This window comes from Peptoniphilus asaccharolyticus DSM 20463 (assembly GCF_900176115.1).
Lineage (GTDB): Bacteria > Bacillota > Clostridia > Tissierellales > Peptoniphilaceae > Peptoniphilus > Peptoniphilus asaccharolyticus.
Genome location: NZ_FWWR01000009.1, coordinates 479,979 through 496,295, shown reverse-complemented (window position 1 = coordinate 496,295; position 16,317 = coordinate 479,979). Strand labels below are relative to the sequence as shown.

Genomic DNA, 16,317 nt, shown 5'->3' with positions numbered 1-16,317 from the left:
GGAATATTTTGGAAATAATAGAAATAACAACAAACTATAAATCGGAAAGTGATTGTTTTATTGCACTAGGTAATTTTGATGGAGTGCATTTAGCTCATAAAAAACTTTTAGACACATTGGTTGAAACTTCAAAACCAAGTGGCTGCAAAAGTGCAATACTTGCATTTAAAAATCATACTAAAAATATTATAAATAAAAGCCCTCAAAGATTATTGACTTCTAATGAACAAAAATATTCAAAATTAGAAGATATAGGCATCAATATTTGCTATGAAATCATGTTCAATTATGATTTGATGAGAATGTCAGCGAGAGATTTTGTTGTGGAACTTTTATACAACAATTTAAAAGTTAAGGGAATAGTCGTTGGATTTGATTATAGATTTGGACACAAAGCAAGTGGAGATATATATCTTTTAAAAGAACTTTGTAATGAGTTAGGAATTGCTTTAACAATTTTAGATGAAGTTATAATTGATGAAAATATAGTTTCATCAACATTGATTAGAAATTTGATTGAAGATGGAAAAGTTGATGAAGTAAATAAATATCTTGGTTCAGATTTTAAAATTAAGGGAACAGTTATTCATGGCAAAAAACTGGGAACAAGAATGGGTATACCTACAGCTAATATAGCTATAAACACCAACTATGTAATCCCAAAATATGGAGTTTATGATTCAACTGTAATAGTTGATGGAGTTTCTTATAAAGCAGCTACAAATGTAGGGAAAAATCCATCTATTGAAAACTCAGGTTTGAGGATAGAATCTCATATAATAGATTTTAATGAAGATATATACGATAAGAAAATTGAGTTAATTCTTCATAAATTTCTTAGAGATGAACTTAAATTTGAAAGTGTAGAAGAACTTTTTAATCAAATGTCCAAGGATATTGAATTAATAAAGAATAGTTCTATTGCTAAAAATATTTAGTTATGTTATCATTATTTAGTACTACCAGACATAGGTTTGTCGTTCCTCGACGCTTACTTTTGTCTAGGCTAATATAAATTTTAGGAGGAAACAATGTTAAACAAAGAAGCAAAAACACAAATTATTGAAGATTACAAGTTACATGATAAGGATACAGGTTCTGCAGAAGTGCAAATCGCTATTCTTACAAATAGAATAAATGAACTTAATGTTCACCTTAAAGAGCATAAAAAAGATCATCACTCTAGAAGAGGTCTTTTAAAAATGGTAGGTAAGAGAAGAAATCTTCTTAGATACCTAAAAAATAAAGATATCGATAGATATCGTGAACTTATTGAAAAATTAAGCATAAGAGGTTAATAGAGCGGGGAACCGCTCTTTATTTTTTAAAGAGGAGGAGTTTATGCAAAAAGTTTTTACTTTTGACCTTGCGGGTGACCCGTTAGAAGTTACAATTGGAAAAGTTGCAGAACAAGCAAACGGAGAATGTTTACTTAGATATGGAGATACAGTAGTTCTAGTTACTGTAACGGCTTCAAGCAAAGCTCGTGAAGGAATTGATTTCTTCCCACTATCTGTAGATTTTGAAGAAAAAATGTATTCTGTAGGTAAAATGCCTGGAGGATTTGTTAAAAGAGAAGGTAGACCTACTGAAAAAGCTATACTTTCAGCTAGATTAATTGACAGACCTATAAGACCACTATTCCCTGAAGGATTTAGAAATGATGTACAAGTTGTTGCAACTGTACTATCTGTAGATCAAGATCATCAACCTGAAATATTAGCAATGATAGGATCTTCTATTGCTCTACACACTTCAGACGTACCTTTTGATGGCCCTACAGGTTCTGTAATGGTTGGTATGATTGATGGTAAATATGTAATCAATCCAAATGAAGAAGAACGTAATATTTCTGATATATCTTTAGTAGTTTCTGGTACAAAAACAGCTATCATGATGGTTGAAGCAGGAGCTAATATTGTAACAGAAGATGAAATGTTAGGTGCTATATTAGCAGCTCATGAAGAAATCAAAAAAATATGTTCATTCGTAGATGAAATTAAAGCTGAAGTTGGAAAAGAAAAAATGGAATACGAAGTATTCGTTCCAAATCAAGAATTAAGAGAAAGAGTAATTGAATTTGGAAAAGATATCATCGTAAGTTCTGTTAATGAAGCTGATAAACTTCTAAGACTTGAAAAAGTTGAAAAGGCTAAAGAACAAGTTCGTGAACACTTTGAAACTGAAATGGAAGAATTCTCTAGAGATATAGAATCAATTCTTGAAGAAATAGAAGTTAACGAAGTTAGAAGACAAATTTTAGAAGATAATTTAAGACCAGATGGAAGAGCCTTAGATGAAATAAGAAAACTTTCATCAGAAGTTGGCCTACTACCAAGAACTCATGGTTCAGGTCTTTTTACAAGAGGTCAAACTCAAGTACTTTCAGTTACAACATTAGCTGGATTATCTGAAGTTCAAGTTATAGATGGGCTTGGAGATGACAAACCTAAACGTTATATTCACCACTATAATTTCCCTCCATTCTCTGTAGGGGACACAAGACCTATGAGAGGACCTGGAAGAAGAGAAATAGGACACGGAGCACTTGCTGAAAGAGCTTTAATACCTGTTCTACCTTCAGAAGAAGAGTTCCCTTATGCAATAAGAGTTGTTTCTGAAGTTCTATCTTCAAATGGTTCATCATCTCAAGCTTCAATATGTGGTTCAACACTTTCTCTAATGGATGCTGGTGTGCCTATAAAAGCACCTGTTGCCGGTATAGCTATGGGTCTAATCGAAGGACATGGACAAACTAAAATATTGACCGATATCCAAGGTTTAGAAGATCACTTCGGAGATATGGACTTTAAAGTTGCCGGTACTAGAGAAGGTATTACTGCAATACAAATGGATATCAAAGTTGAAGGTATCAGTAGAGAAATATTAGAAGAAGCACTTCGTAGAGCAAAAGAAGCAAGATTATATATATTAGATCATTTAAACACAACTATCCAAAAACCTAGAGAAGAACTTTCTAAGTTTGCGCCTATAATACACATGATTGAAATAAATCCTGAAAAAATAGGTGATGTAATTGGAAGTGGTGGAAAGACTATAAATAAAATTATAGAACAGACAGGAGTTAAAATAGAAATCGATGATGATGGAAAAGTTTCTATCTTATCTGATGATTCTTCAAAAGCTAAAGAAGCTATAGAAATTATCCAATCTATTGTAAAAGAAGTTGAAGTTGGAGATGTATATAGTGGTAAAATCAAAAAAATAATGAAATTCGGTGCTTTTGTTGAATTGAAAAAAGGCGTAGAAGGTCTATTACACATTTCTGAAATGGCTCATGAAAGAACAGAAAAAGTTGAAGATTTATTTAAAGTAGGAGATAAAGTAGATGTTAAAGTTATAGGCATTGATGCAGAAACTAAAAAACTTTCTCTATCTAGAAAAGTACTACTACCTAAACCTGAAAAAGAAGCAGCTAAGGAAACTTCAGCAGAATAATTTTAAATAAAAATTTTAAATCAGGGTACTTAGTATCCTGATTTTTTAAGGAGAATTATGAATATAAAAATAATCAATAAAAGTAATAACCCAACTCCAGCTTATGAAACTACAGGTTCAGCTGGCATGGATATAAGAGCAAATTTAGATGAACAATTTATTTTAAAACCTATGTCAAGAGCAGCAATTCCCACAGGCCTTTATATGGAAATTCCAGAAGGTTACGAAGCTCAAGTTAGAGCTCGTAGTGGTTTGGCTTTTAAATATGGCATATCTCTTACTAATGGAATCGGAACAATTGATTCAGATTACAGAGGAGAACTTAAGGTTTTACTTATAAATTTGGGTGATGAGGACTTCGTTATAAATAACGGAGATAGAATAGCTCAATTGGTAATTGCAAAATATGAAAAAGTTGAATTTGTAGTAGTTGAAGACTTGTCTGAAACTGATAGAAACACTGGTGGATTCGGGCATACAGGATTGTCTTAAGTGGTAGATAAAAATAGCTTATGGTATAATATTCTAGAGGTGTTAGGGTGAAAAAAAAGAAAAAAATAAGAAAAAAACAAAATAAAAATGGACAACCTGCCCTACTTGGAATTGCCTTAATTTTATTTGGGCTCATAAGTTTTATAAGCTTATATAGTAGTAAAATGGGTTTATTTGGAATTTTTATTTATAAAGTATTTACACTTTTATCAGGTAGTGGGAACTTTATAATTCCATGTATTTTAGTAATTTCGGGAATATTACTATTACTTCCGACCTATAGAGATGATATTTTGAAATACTCAATATTATTTTCTTTGATATGTTTGTGTATCTTGGTGTATTTGGATGGAACCAAAAATATCGATCTCACACTTGTAGACAGAATAGCCATGTCTGTAGAATATCTCGATATAGCCACATCAGGTGGTGTAATAGGTTCTATTTTTGGATTCTTTATGTATAAATTTTTTGGTTCTATTGGCACGTATATGATATTGGCAACAATAATTTTAGTATGTGTATTCTTAATACTTAAGATTAACCTTGATACGGTAAAGAATTTCGGCACTAGTTTTTCAAGTTTAGGAAATTCTATTGGTACTAGTTTCTCTCACTTTAAAGAAAATATGTTGGATAAACTAGAAGAGAAAAAATTACAAAGAGAATTTAAAAAACAAGAGGTAGAAACAGCAAATCTTTATAATAGAGATTCTTCAAATATGGCAAATGTAGTCATTAGAGGAATTGAAAACGACGAAGAAGAAATTCAAGAAGACTATGAAGATGAAAATATAGAGGAAATTTTTGAAGATACTGTATCTAATTTGGATGAAGATGTGGCTAATGAAGGTATCGAAGAAGAAACTCAATTTGAAATTGACCTATCTGATGATGAAGAACTTTTAGATGTAGATTTAGAAGCTAAGGAATATATCAAACCACCTGAAGAACTTCTAACTTTAAATTCAAATAGTAATGGCGATTCTAAAGAACAAGTTAGAAAAAATGCAAAAATCATAGAAGATACAATGCACATATTTGGCATAGATTGTAAAATTGTTGCCATAAATAAAGGTCCGGTTATAACTCTTTATGAATTAGAACCCGCTCCTGGAGTTAAATTAAATAAAATTGTTGCACTTAGCGACAACTTGGCTATGGCATTAGCCAGCTCTGATATCAGAATAGAAGCGCCTATACCAGGCAAAGCTGTGGTGGGTATAGAAGTGCCTAACAAACTCAAAGATTCTGTTTCTATAAGAGACATGATTTCAAGTAGCGAGTTTAAAAAATTAAAATCTGATTTGCCATTGGCTTTGGGTAAAAATGTAGCAGGGGATATTATAGTTTCGTCTATAGAAAAAATGCCCCATCTATTAATAGCTGGAGCTACCGGCTCTGGTAAGTCAGTTTGTATAAACAGTATTATCACAAGCATTATATATAAGAGTTCTCCAGAGGATGTAAAACTGTTACTTATAGACCCTAAGGTAGTTGAACTTAGTATCTACAACAATATTCCACATCTTTTAATCCCAGTGGTTACAGAACCTAAAAAAGCATCTTTTGCTTTAAACTGGGCTGTTGGAGAAATGGAGAGAAGATACTCTTTATTTGCTGAATTTGGAGTTAGAGATTTAAGCACATTTAATAGTAAAGCTGGTGCTTTAAATGAACCTATTCTTCCTAAAATAGTCATCATTGTAGATGAGTTAGCTGACTTGATGATGGTGGCTCAAAAAGAAGTGGAAGAATATATTGCAAGGCTTGCACAAAAAGCTCGTGCGGCAGGTATCTATTTAATACTTGCAACTCAAAGGCCTTCTGTTGATGTAATAACAGGAACAATAAAGGCAAATATACCTTCTAGAATAGCTTTTTCAGTTTCTTCCCAAATTGATTCAAGAACCATCTTGGACATGGCTGGAGCGGAAAGATTACTTGGAAAAGGTGATATGTTATTCTATCCAGGTTTCTATTCAAAACCTGTGAGAATACAAGGTGCTTTTATACATGACGATGAAGTGGAAAGAGTGGTAGATTTTGTAAAAGCTAATAGCTCTTCAAATAAAAAATTAGAGGAAAAAATAGTTAAGGAAATTCAAGAAAAAAAAGAAGTAATTTCCGATAGAGATGAATTATTTAATGAAGCTGTAAAATATATAATATCTGATGAACAAGCTTCAATTTCATACCTACAAAGAAAACTAAAAATAGGATATTCAAGAGCTGCCAGAATAGTAGATCAACTTGAAGATTCCGGAATTATAGGACCTCACGAAGGTTCAAAGCCAAGGAAATTGTTACTTACTGAAGAAGAAATTAAGGAAATGTTGGGAGAAGAGTTTGAATAAAGTACATTTTATAACATTGGGTTGTTCTAAAAATGATATAGATACAACCACTATGAAATCAAATTTAAATAATAATAGCTATGAAATTACATCTAATCCAAATGATGCAAATGTAATAGTTGTAAATACTTGTGGATTTATCGAAGCTGCAAAAGAAGAATCTATAAACACTATACTTGAAGCTGCAAAGCTAAAAGAAAATGGAAATTTGAAGAAATTAGTATTGGCTGGTTGCTTGGCTCAACGTTATTCAAATGAGTTAATGGATGAAATTCCTGAGGTTGACGGAATAATCGGAACAGGTAGTTTCAAAGATATAAATGACGTAATTGATTCTGCATTTGATGGAGACAGAAAAATATTACTAGAAGACTTCAATGAATACACTCAAGAGATAAACTATAAGGATGATGTTCAAGTCTCTGAATATGTTAGAATTGCTGAAGGATGTAACAACAATTGTAGCTATTGTATTATTCCTAAATTGAGAGGTAGAAACAATTCTAGACCTATTGAAGAAATTGTAAAAGAAGTAGAGTACTTAACTGCTAATGGAACAAGAGAGATAATTTTAATTGCTCAAAACTCTACAGATTATGGTATAGATTTGTATAAGGACTATAAGCTAAAAGAGTTAGTAGCTGAGCTGTCTAAGATAGAGCTACTTAAATGGATTAGAATTCTTTACTTATATCCAGATAACTTTACTGATGAATTGATAGAAGAATTTAAAACAAATCCTAAGCTTTTAAAGTATGTAGATATACCTCTTCAACATATTTCTGACAATGTTTTAAAGAAAATGTACAGAAAGACTTCTAAAGCGCAAATAGAAACTTTAATTAAGCAACTGAGAAATAATATTCCAGATATAGCTATACGTACAACATTTATAGTTGGATTCCCTGGTGAAACAGAAGAAGATTTCGAAGAATTAGTTGAATTCTTAGATGAGTATAAATTAGATAGAGTAGGGGCTTTTGCTTACTCGAGAGAAGAAGATACGCCTGCATATTTTATGGACAATCAAATTGACGAAGAAGTTAAAAATGAAAGATTAGAAAGAATAATGGGCATACAACAAGATATATCGGCTGAAATTATGCTTGGAAAAATAGGCTCTGAACTTGAAGTGCTTATCGAAGAAGAAATAGAAGACGGAATCTATTCTGGGCGTTCTTACTTAGATGCACCTGAAATAGATGGTAATATTTACGTTTCTAGTGATAAAGAGCTTGAAATAGGAGCTTTCTATAAAGTAAGAATTTCAAACTCCTTAGAGTTCGATTTAGAAGGTGAAGTAATATGAATACAGCAAACAAATTAACTATGTTAAGAATACTAATGGTACCTGCTTTTGTTCTATTTATGTATCTTAACTTTGAAAATTCTAGAATTGTTGCTACTGTAATTTTTGCGATAGCATCCTTTACAGATTTTTTAGATGGATATATAGCTAGAAAAAATAATTTGGTTACTAATTTTGGTAAATTTGCAGATCCTTTAGCGGACAAGATATTAGTTGCGGCAGCATTGATATGTCTAACTGAACTAGGGGATATCCCTGCTTGGGGTGTAATTATAATAATTGCAAGAGAATTTGCAGTGACAGGATTTAGAATAATTGCTGCTTCTGAAAATATAACAATTGCAGCAAGCCCATTGGGTAAGATTAAAACAGTTAGTCAACTTGTATCATTGATTATTCTTTTAACTAATATAACCATGATATATAAAGTTGGAATTATAATTTTTTATGTAGCTATAGCTTTTACTATAATTTCGGGTATAGACTATTTTGTAAAAAATAAAAAAGTATTGGATTTAGAAAATATATAAGAGGTAAATATGTTAGCATCAATAATCACTGTAGGCACAGAAATATTAGTTGGTTCAATTTTAAATACACATGCTGAGTATATTTCTAACAAGTTAAATGATTTGGGAGTGCATGTAAACTATCACATATCTGTTAGAGATAACTTAGAAGAGATGGAAGATGTAATTAAAGAACAACTTAAAAAAGTAGATATAATTTTCCTTTGTGGAGGTCTTGGGCCTACTGCAGATGATGTTACCAAAGAAGCTTTGGCTAATGTAATAGACCGAAAAATTATATTAGATGAATACCAACACCAAAAGTTATTAAGTAGGTTTGAACAATCTAATCGTAAAATGACCGAAAACAATTTAAAACAGGCAATGGTTATTCAAGACGCCACATTATTAGATAATAAATGGGGTGTGGCTCCTGGTGAGTGTATTGAATATAAAAACAAAAAAATATTTCTCTTGCCAGGTCCTCCTAAAGAACTAAGACCTATGGTAGATGAATATTTAACTGATTATATAATTGACGAAAATGAAGTTGTAATAAGATCTTTAAACGTCGCAGGATTAGGAGAGTCCGTTGTTGAGGATAGGATTAGAAAACTGAATTTAGAGACTGAAAATATAAGCATCAATACATTTGCTAAATTTTACGATACAGAAGTTAAAATTATTGCAGAAGGACATGATAGAAATAGTTTAATTGAACAAGTAGATTACATTGCCAATAAACTATATGAGGCTTTTGGTTCAAAAGTTTATTCAGAGGGGAATATTTCTTTAAATCAAACATTAGTTGACTTATTAAAAGAAAGAAATATTAAAATAAGTTTTTCTGAATCAATCACAGGAGGACTCCTTGCAAGCCAAATAACAAGTATATCTGGAGCTAGCAATGTATTGAGTGAATCCTATATAACTTACTCAAATGAAACTAAGTCAAAAATATTAGGGGTTAAACCTGAAACTTTAGAATCATTTGGTGCTGTTAGTAGAGAAACTGCTTATGAAATGGCTAAAGGATTAAAACAAATAAGTAATGCTGATATATGTGTTTCAACAACTGGTGAAGCTGGGCCTAATCCTAGTGAAAAAGAAGTTGGATTATGTTATATATGTTACTATTTTGGTGAAGATAATTATAAAATTGTAGAAAATAAATTTAGAGGTAGCAGAAACGACATACAAAAAAGAGTTTGTGATACAGCTATATTAGATTTAATTTTAATGTTAAGGGGGTAATTATGGACGATCAAAGAAAAGTATCCTTAGAAAATACTATATCTAGGATAGAGAAGGCATACGGTAAAGGCTCTATAATGAAATTAGGTGCCGATAGTAAGTTAGAAATTGAAGCTATACCTACTGGTTCGCTTACTTTAGACTATGCCCTAGGCGTAGGTGGTATTCCTAGAGGAAGAATTATAGAGATATATGGTCCTGAATCATCAGGTAAAACAACTTTGGCTCTACACATGCTAGCTGAAGCTCAAAAGATGGATGGAATAGCAGCTTTTATAGATGCTGAGCATGCTTTAGATCCTGTTTATGCTAAAAATTTAGGAGTAGATATAGAAAATTTAATAATCTCACAACCTGATACAGGAGAACAAGCTTTAGAAATTACTGAAGCATTAGTTAGATCTAACGCTGTTGATTTAATAGTTGTAGACTCTGTTGCAGCCCTTGTTCCAAAAGCTGAAATAGAAGGTGAAATGGGAGACTCACACATGGGTTTACAAGCTAGACTTATGTCACAAGCGCTTAGAAAATTAACCGGTGCAATAAATAAGTCTAAGTCATCTGTTATATTTATAAATCAGCTTAGAGAGAAAATCGGAGTTATGTTCGGTAATCCTGAAACCACAACAGGTGGTAGAGCGCTTAAGTTCTATGCATCTATAAGAATGGACATAAGAAGAACTGACACTTTAAAGAAGGGTGATGAAATGATAGGCAACCGTGTTAAAGTTAAGGTTGTTAAAAATAAAGTAGCCCCTCCTCATAAAGTAGCAGAATTTGACATCATGTATGGAAAGGGAATTTCTAAATCAGGAACAACTATAGACATGGGTGTATTATCTGATGTAATTGTCAGAAGTGGAGCATGGTATAGTTATGAAGATCAAAAACTTGGACAAGGAAGAGAGAATTCAAAAGAATTCTTAGAACAAAATCCAGAACTTGCATTTGAAATAGATAAGAAGATTCGTCAAGCTCTAAATCTTCCTACAGATGATTTAGTCCCACCAGTAGTTGAAGAAAAAGATAGTATGGATTCTGAATAAAATGAAACTATTATATTTTACAGATTCTCATTTGAGAGTTACTAATCCTAAAAATAGGACTGATGACTTTTACCAAACTTTAAAAAACAAAATGAATGAGATACTTGAAATAAGCTTAGAAGAAGATGTAGATTACATTTTACACGGTGGAGATCTTTTTGATAGACCTGACACACCTATATCTTTGGTAACAGACTTCTCACAAATTTTTCAAAAATTCAAAGCACCTATCTATATAGTTAGTGGCAACCATGATATTTTTGGACATAATCCCTCAACAGTTCATAGAACTATGTTTGGGCTTTTAGATAGTTTGGGAGTCATAAAAATGATAACTGATAAAGTAATTTTAAAGAAAGACGTCACTGTTCAACTGACGTCTTTCCCTTATACTATAGACATGGATAACCCTCATAATAGGGAAGGTTATATTGTAAGAGACAAGGGTAATGCTGATTATGCAATCCATTTAACTCATGGTTTCCTAATAGACAAAAAGCCTCCTGAAATGATACCTCACACACTTATTTCAGATATCACCGATACTGTTGCAGATGTGACTTTTGGTGGGCATATTCATTATGGTTTTAAAACTTTAAATGTAGACGGCAAGTACTTTATCAACCCAGGTTCTATAGTTAGAATTTCAAACTCTCTAAGTGAATTTAAAAGAAAACCTAAAATTGTTATTTTAGAACTAACTGATGAAATAAATGTTAGAGAAATAAACTTAAAAACTGCTCTTCCAGCTGAAGAGGTATTAGACAGGAGTGAAATTGAACACCATAAGTTCAAAACACAGCAGTTTAATGATTTTAAATCAACTATTGAATCGTCATCTAATTTACGTAGCTTTGATGTATTTGATATATTGGTTGATATAGCTAAAAACGAAAATATATCAAAAGAAGTCAGAGATGAAGCTATAAGACGTGTCGAATCAAAACAAATTGAAGGAGCTGATTACAATTGATTTATATAAATTCTATAGAAATTAAAAATTTTCAGTCTCATGAAGATACAAAACTAGATTTTCACAGAGGATTAAATGTTATAGTCGGTAGATCAGATAGTGGTAAAACTGCTATTTTAAGAGCTATAAAATGGGTCTTCTACAATGATCCACCTCCAGGAAGCTTAATTAGACACGGTGCTAAAGAAATGAGTGTTAGAATAGAGTTTAATACTGGAGCTGTAGTTACAAGATTGTGGAGCAGTAAAGAGAATAAATACATTCTAATCAAATCCACCGGTGAAGAAATTGTTTTGGAAAAATTCAATAGAACAGTTCCTTTTGAGATAATTCAAGAAATTAACATTCAAAAAGTAGAGTTGGGTTCAAGTGTGAAAAATGGCATAAATATAGCAGAACAATTAGATGGACCATTTTTGTTGACTGAATCAGCCTCTGTGAGAGCGAGTGCTATCGGAAGATTAATTGGTGTAAATTTTATAGACGATGCACTTAGAGATGTAATCAAGGACAATAAGAATAACTCCAAAAAATTAAAAGAAGCTGAATTCGACAAAGAATTATTATTAGATGATTTAAAAGGATTTGATTATTTAGTTGATGAAGAAAAAAAGATTAATTTTATAAAAGATTGTCGAGATAAGATTGAAAACTATAGTTCTAAAGTTGAAAATTTAAAACAACTATCAAATTCTCTAAAAAATATAGATGAAGAAATAATTTTAACAAAACAAGTCCTTCAAAAATATTCTAATTTAAATGAACTTGAAAATAAACTCATAGCTCTGTCTAGTTATGTAGATAAGATAAAATATTATTCAAAACTATCTAATAATATCTCGAATAACAACGAAGATATTAAGGTATCTGAAAATCAAATTATAAACTTAAAAAATTTAGATGAACTACATGACAAATTTTTAAGTTTAACTCAAAATATAGAAGAATTGAGTTTTTTAAACTCATTAAATACTACTCTTAAAACAAATGCCGAAAGAATTAGTAAAGGTATTGATTATTTAAAATTATTTGAAAATATCGAAATTACTAGTTCACACTTATTTGAATTATCAAAAAACTTAGAAATATACTCAAAATTATTGAACATTAACAAAAATTTCAATGCTATAAATTCGAATATTGGTGCTATAGATAGAGAAGTAAAAAATGAAGAAGAAGATATTTTAAAATTGACTGAGGAATATGAAAATATTTTTGTTGAATTGGGATATTGTCCTTTATGTCATAGTAAAATTGATAGTTCTAATATAGCAGAACATATACGAGGTGAAATATGAACTATGAAGACAAACTTTCTTATTTAAAGAAAGAAATAGAACGCAGAAAAGAATTAAAAAATAAAGCAGAAGGTCGATTGGAAAGCTTAAAGGTTCAACAAGAATTATTAAATAAAGAGCTTGATGAGCTCAATATAAAACCGGAAGAGTTAGATTTAACTATAAATGAACTTCAAAGCAAAATCGATTTGCTTTTTAAAGAAATAACCGACAATATGCCGGAGATTTAAGATGGATATCAATACTCTAAATAAAAAAATAGAAGATTTAGAAGCCAAGCTAAATGTTCAAAAAGGTCGTAGAGATATAGTCCAAAAAAATTTAGATTCTCAATTGGAAAAAATAGAAAATCTAAAAAAAGATGAGACCATACTTTCTCAAGTAGAAATACTACTTAACATGGCTAGTGAATACGGACGTGAGCAAGCTAAAACACAAGTAGAAAGTTTAGTTAGTAGCTGCCTAAGCTTTATATTTGAAACTGATGTAGAGTTTGTTATTGAGTTAAATGATGGAAAGATAACAGGTGCAGATTTTTACGTTGTGTCAAACTATGATGGATACACAGTTAAAACTCAACCCGAGACTTCCCGTGGTGGAGGTATAGTTGACATCATATCTATTGCACTTAGAATAGCTATGATAGAAATCTACAATCCAAAAATTGAAGGCCCATTAATTTTAGACGAACCCGGCAAACATGTCAGCGAAGAATATGTATTCAATTTAGGTGAGTTCTTAAGACGATCTTCAACAATGTTTCATAGACAAATTATAATGGTAACTCACAATAAATATTTATCTGAGATATGTGATAAATCATTCTTAGTTGAGCAGAAGAACTCGGTTTCTAAAGTAAGTCCTATTGAAAATGAAAATTAGCCTATCTTGACTATTACTCGAAATAGATATAAAATTGTAGGGTACTCAAGTATTTATTTAGAAATTAATTTGAAATTTGGAACTTGAAAATTTAATAAGGAGGTGTGTAATGCTACAAAATATTATTTTTATTATAATATCTCTAATTTTTGGTTGTGCAATAGGCTACGGTATTAGAAAATATATAGCTGAAGGAAAGACAAAAACAGCTGAAGAACTTGCTGTTAAAATTGTCACAGAAGCTGAACACAATGCTGAAGCTAAAAAACGCGAACTTCTTCTAGAAGCAAAAGACGAAATACACAAACTGAGATCAAACAATGAGTATGAATATAAAACTCGTAGAAATGAACTTCAAAAGTTAGAAACTAGAATTCTAAACAGAGAAGAGGCCGTTGAAAAAAGAGCTCAGTCTTTGGAGAAAAAAGAAGATAAATTAAACTCTAGACTTGAAGATGCTAAGATTAAAGTCGAAAAAGCTGAAGAGTTAGTTTTAAAAAGAGAAGAAGAGTTACAAAAAGTTGCTGGTTTGACAGCTGAAGAAGGTAAATCAATACTATTAAATCAGTTAGAAAGAGAAATCACTCAAGAATCTGCACTTATAATTAAAGAAAACGAACTAAGAATTAAAGAAGAAAGCAATAAATACGCACAAAACGTAATAGCTCAAGCAATTCAAAGAATAGCTGCAGACCAAGTTGCAGAGGCGACTGTTTCTGTAGTGCAATTACCTAATGATGAAATGAAAGGTAGAATTATCGGACGTGAAGGACGTAATATAAGAAGTATAGAGTCTTTGACTGGCGTTGATTTAATTATCGACGATACTCCTGAAGCTGTAGTTCTATCATGCTTTGATCCTGTAAGACGTGAGATTGCTAGAATAGCTCTTGAAAAATTAGTACAAGATGGTAGAATTCATCCTACTAAGATTGAAGAGAGTGTTGAAAAAGCAAAAAATGAAGTTGACATTATGATTAAAGAATCTGGAGAACAAGCAGCTTATGATGCTGGTGTTCATGGATTACATCCTGAAATCATAAAATACCTTGGTAGACTTAAATTTAGAACAAGTTATGGCCAAAATATGTTAAAGCATGCTGTTGAAGTTGCTAACATAGCCGGTATATTAGCTCAAGAAATTGGAGCAGATGTAAAACTTGCTAAAAGAGGTGGTTTACTTCATGATATTGGAAAGAGTATCGACCATGATGTTGAAGCTCCACACGTTGACTTAGGTATTGAAATTGCTCGTAAATACAATGAACCTGATGTTGTTATAAACTGTATACAAGCTCATCACGGGGATGTTGAATTCAAATACGTTGAAGCTGTACTAGCTACTGCTGCAGATGCTATTTCAGCTGCTAGACCTGGAGCAAGACGTGAAACTGTAGAATCTTATATCAAACGTCTTGAAAAACTTGAAGAAATTGCAACTTCTTTTGAAGGAATAGAAAAATCTTATGCAATTCAAGCAGGTAGGGAAGTTAGAATAATAGTTAAGCCAGAGATTGTAAGTGAAGCCGAAGTCACTTTATTAGCTAGAAAAATTGTTAAAGAAATTGAAGCTCAATTAGATTTCCCAGGACAAATTAAAGTCAATGTAATACGTGAAACAAAAGCTATTGAATATGCTAAATAAATTCTAAATAAGTTAATAAAACCTGCCATAAGGCGGGTTTTTTTGTTATTATAATTAATATAATACGTTGGGAGAATACAAATGATTAATAATTTAATAGATGATTTCTTAGGATTTCTATCGAGTTCAAAAGGTGCATCTGAAAATACAATTAAAGAATATTATTATGATTTGAGAACTTTTATGAGATTTATTCTCATTAGAAGAGGTATTGTAGAAGATATCGATTTTAAAGATATTGATATAGACTTAGTTGACTTGGATTTAATAAAAAGCATAAAAAAAGAAGATATCTATTCTTTCACTTCATTTTTAGATAGAAAGATGAAAAATTCTAATCGTACTAAAAATAGAAAATTATCTTCTATAAGAACATTTTTTAAATATCTAAGCACTAAAGTTGATTTAATCGAATATAACCCAGCTGAAGATATTGATAGCCCTAAAATCGAGCGTTCTCTTCCTGTATATTTAGATTTAGATGAGGCAATGTCCATACTAAAAGAGATATCTAACTCAAACCAACAGCCAAAATATAAGTCTAGGGACTATGCTATAGTAACTTTATTTTTAAATTGTGGAATGAGGCTCTCAGAGCTATCCAGTTTGAATTTAGATGACATTAAGACTAATATACTGCGTGTGACTGGAAAAGGCCGTAAACAGCGTGAAATCTTCTTAAATAATGCGTGTCGAGATGCATTAGATGAATATTTAAAATTTAGACCTGATGTAGATGACGAAGCTCTATTTTTAAGTATGAGAAACAATAGGATGAATAATCGATCAATACAGCACATGGTTGAAAAGCATATTAAAAATTCTGGATTAGATACAAGTAAGTATACAGTCCATAAACTAAGACATACTGCAGCGACACTCATGTATCAATACGGTTCAGCTGACATAAGAAGTCTACAAGAAATACTTGGTCACGAATCAGTTAGTACAACACAGATATATACTCATGTAAATAATAAAGCTCTAAAAGAGACTATCGAAAACAATCCATTGTCTAATATAAACTACAATCAAAACAATGAAAATGACAAAAAAGACAAATGATTAATTAAACAATAACATTTTAGTCACA

15 protein-coding genes are annotated in these 16,317 nt (G+C 31.2%); all 15 read left to right on the top strand.

Annotated features, from left to right (window positions below; all coding sequences use genetic code 11):
- The first annotated feature begins 8 nt into the window (after nt 1–8).
- The 15 genes from B8869_RS03070 (at nt 9) to B8869_RS03000 (ending at nt 16,289) form a co-directional block, all read left to right on the top strand.
- Nucleotides 9–938 carry a bifunctional riboflavin kinase/FAD synthetase gene (locus tag B8869_RS03070; protein WP_084230264.1) on the top strand — a complete coding sequence of 310 codons (930 nt, stop codon included), beginning with the start codon at nt 9–11 and terminating at the stop codon, nt 936–938.
- Nucleotides 939–1,031: 93 nt separating this feature from the next.
- Nucleotides 1,032–1,298: a 30S ribosomal protein S15 gene (gene rpsO / locus B8869_RS03065; protein ID WP_084230263.1), complete on the top strand. Its 267-nt coding sequence runs from the start codon at nt 1,032–1,034 to the stop codon at nt 1,296–1,298.
- 43 nt (nt 1,299–1,341) lie between these two features.
- Nucleotides 1,342–3,459, top strand: coding sequence for a polyribonucleotide nucleotidyltransferase (locus B8869_RS03060; RefSeq protein ID WP_084230262.1), 2,118 nt, complete (start codon nt 1,342–1,344; stop codon nt 3,457–3,459).
- Nucleotides 3,460–3,516: 57 nt separating this feature from the next.
- Complete coding sequence (gene dut / locus B8869_RS03055; RefSeq protein WP_084230261.1) at nt 3,517–3,951, top strand: dUTP diphosphatase; 435 nt, start codon at nt 3,517–3,519, stop codon at nt 3,949–3,951.
- A gap of 47 nt (nt 3,952–3,998) precedes the next feature.
- Nucleotides 3,999–6,308: an FtsK/SpoIIIE family DNA translocase gene (locus B8869_RS11565; RefSeq protein ID WP_159445230.1), complete on the top strand. Its 2,310-nt coding sequence runs from the start codon at nt 3,999–4,001 to the stop codon at nt 6,306–6,308.
- On the top strand, nt 6,301–7,617 hold the full coding sequence (gene rimO, locus B8869_RS03045; RefSeq protein WP_084230260.1) for a 30S ribosomal protein S12 methylthiotransferase RimO: 1,317 nt from the start codon (nt 6,301–6,303) through the stop codon (nt 7,615–7,617). The genes B8869_RS11565 and rimO overlap by 8 nt, the downstream gene beginning before the upstream one ends.
- Nucleotides 7,614–8,147: a CDP-diacylglycerol--glycerol-3-phosphate 3-phosphatidyltransferase gene (pgsA, locus tag B8869_RS03040; RefSeq protein WP_084230259.1), complete on the top strand. Its 534-nt coding sequence runs from the start codon at nt 7,614–7,616 to the stop codon at nt 8,145–8,147. The genes rimO and pgsA overlap by 4 nt, the downstream gene beginning before the upstream one ends.
- A gap of 9 nt (nt 8,148–8,156) precedes the next feature.
- Nucleotides 8,157–9,380 carry a competence/damage-inducible protein A gene (locus tag B8869_RS03035; RefSeq protein WP_084230258.1) on the top strand — a complete coding sequence of 408 codons (1,224 nt, stop codon included), beginning with the start codon at nt 8,157–8,159 and terminating at the stop codon, nt 9,378–9,380.
- A gap of 2 nt (nt 9,381–9,382) precedes the next feature.
- The gene (gene recA, locus B8869_RS03030; RefSeq protein ID WP_084230257.1) at nt 9,383–10,426 is read left to right on the top strand and encodes a recombinase RecA; all 1,044 of its coding nucleotides are present in this window, start codon (nt 9,383–9,385) and stop codon (nt 10,424–10,426) included.
- Nucleotide 10,427: 1 nt separating this feature from the next.
- Nucleotides 10,428–11,399, top strand: coding sequence for a metallophosphoesterase family protein (locus B8869_RS03025; RefSeq protein ID WP_084230256.1), 972 nt, complete (start codon nt 10,428–10,430; stop codon nt 11,397–11,399).
- Entirely contained in the window at nt 11,396–12,697 is a 1,302-nt protein-coding gene (locus B8869_RS03020) for an AAA family ATPase (protein WP_084230255.1), read from the top strand. The genes B8869_RS03025 and B8869_RS03020 overlap by 4 nt, the downstream gene beginning before the upstream one ends.
- Nucleotides 12,694–12,927 carry a hypothetical protein gene (locus tag B8869_RS03015; protein WP_084230254.1) on the top strand — a complete coding sequence of 78 codons (234 nt, stop codon included), beginning with the start codon at nt 12,694–12,696 and terminating at the stop codon, nt 12,925–12,927. Before B8869_RS03020 ends, B8869_RS03015 begins: the two co-directional genes overlap by 4 nt.
- Before the next feature lies 1 nt (nt 12,928).
- Nucleotides 12,929–13,579, top strand: a complete 651-nt coding sequence (locus tag B8869_RS03010) for an ATPase (RefSeq protein ID WP_084230253.1) — start codon at nt 12,929–12,931, stop codon at nt 13,577–13,579.
- Nucleotides 13,580–13,688: 109 nt separating this feature from the next.
- Nucleotides 13,689–15,224: a ribonuclease Y gene (gene rny, locus B8869_RS03005; protein ID WP_084230252.1), complete on the top strand. Its 1,536-nt coding sequence runs from the start codon at nt 13,689–13,691 to the stop codon at nt 15,222–15,224.
- A gap of 81 nt (nt 15,225–15,305) precedes the next feature.
- The gene (locus B8869_RS03000; protein WP_084230251.1) at nt 15,306–16,289 is read left to right on the top strand and encodes a tyrosine recombinase XerC; all 984 of its coding nucleotides are present in this window, start codon (nt 15,306–15,308) and stop codon (nt 16,287–16,289) included.
- Nucleotides 16,290–16,317 lie beyond the last annotated feature (28 nt).

What these genes read in the sequence shown, in the direction of transcription:
- rpsO (WP_084230263.1), top strand. Translation starts at nt 1,032, where the DNA reads ATGTTAAACAAAGAAGCAAAAACACAAATTATTGAAGATTACAAGTTA.
- B8869_RS03060 (WP_084230262.1), top strand. Translation starts at nt 1,342, where the DNA reads ATGCAAAAAGTTTTTACTTTTGACCTTGCGGGTGACCCGTTAGAAGTT.
- dut (WP_084230261.1), top strand. Translation starts at nt 3,517, where the DNA reads ATGAATATAAAAATAATCAATAAAAGTAATAACCCAACTCCAGCTTAT.
- pgsA (WP_084230259.1), top strand. Translation starts at nt 7,614, where the DNA reads ATGAATACAGCAAACAAATTAACTATGTTAAGAATACTAATGGTACCT.
- B8869_RS03035 (WP_084230258.1), top strand. Translation starts at nt 8,157, where the DNA reads ATGTTAGCATCAATAATCACTGTAGGCACAGAAATATTAGTTGGTTCA.
- recA (WP_084230257.1), top strand. Translation starts at nt 9,383, where the DNA reads ATGGACGATCAAAGAAAAGTATCCTTAGAAAATACTATATCTAGGATA.
- B8869_RS03025 (WP_084230256.1), top strand. Translation starts at nt 10,428, where the DNA reads ATGAAACTATTATATTTTACAGATTCTCATTTGAGAGTTACTAATCCT.
- B8869_RS03015 (WP_084230254.1), top strand. Translation starts at nt 12,694, where the DNA reads ATGAACTATGAAGACAAACTTTCTTATTTAAAGAAAGAAATAGAACGC.
- B8869_RS03010 (WP_084230253.1), top strand. Translation starts at nt 12,929, where the DNA reads ATGGATATCAATACTCTAAATAAAAAAATAGAAGATTTAGAAGCCAAG.
- rny (WP_084230252.1), top strand. Translation starts at nt 13,689, where the DNA reads ATGCTACAAAATATTATTTTTATTATAATATCTCTAATTTTTGGTTGT.
- B8869_RS03000 (WP_084230251.1), top strand. Translation starts at nt 15,306, where the DNA reads ATGATTAATAATTTAATAGATGATTTCTTAGGATTTCTATCGAGTTCA.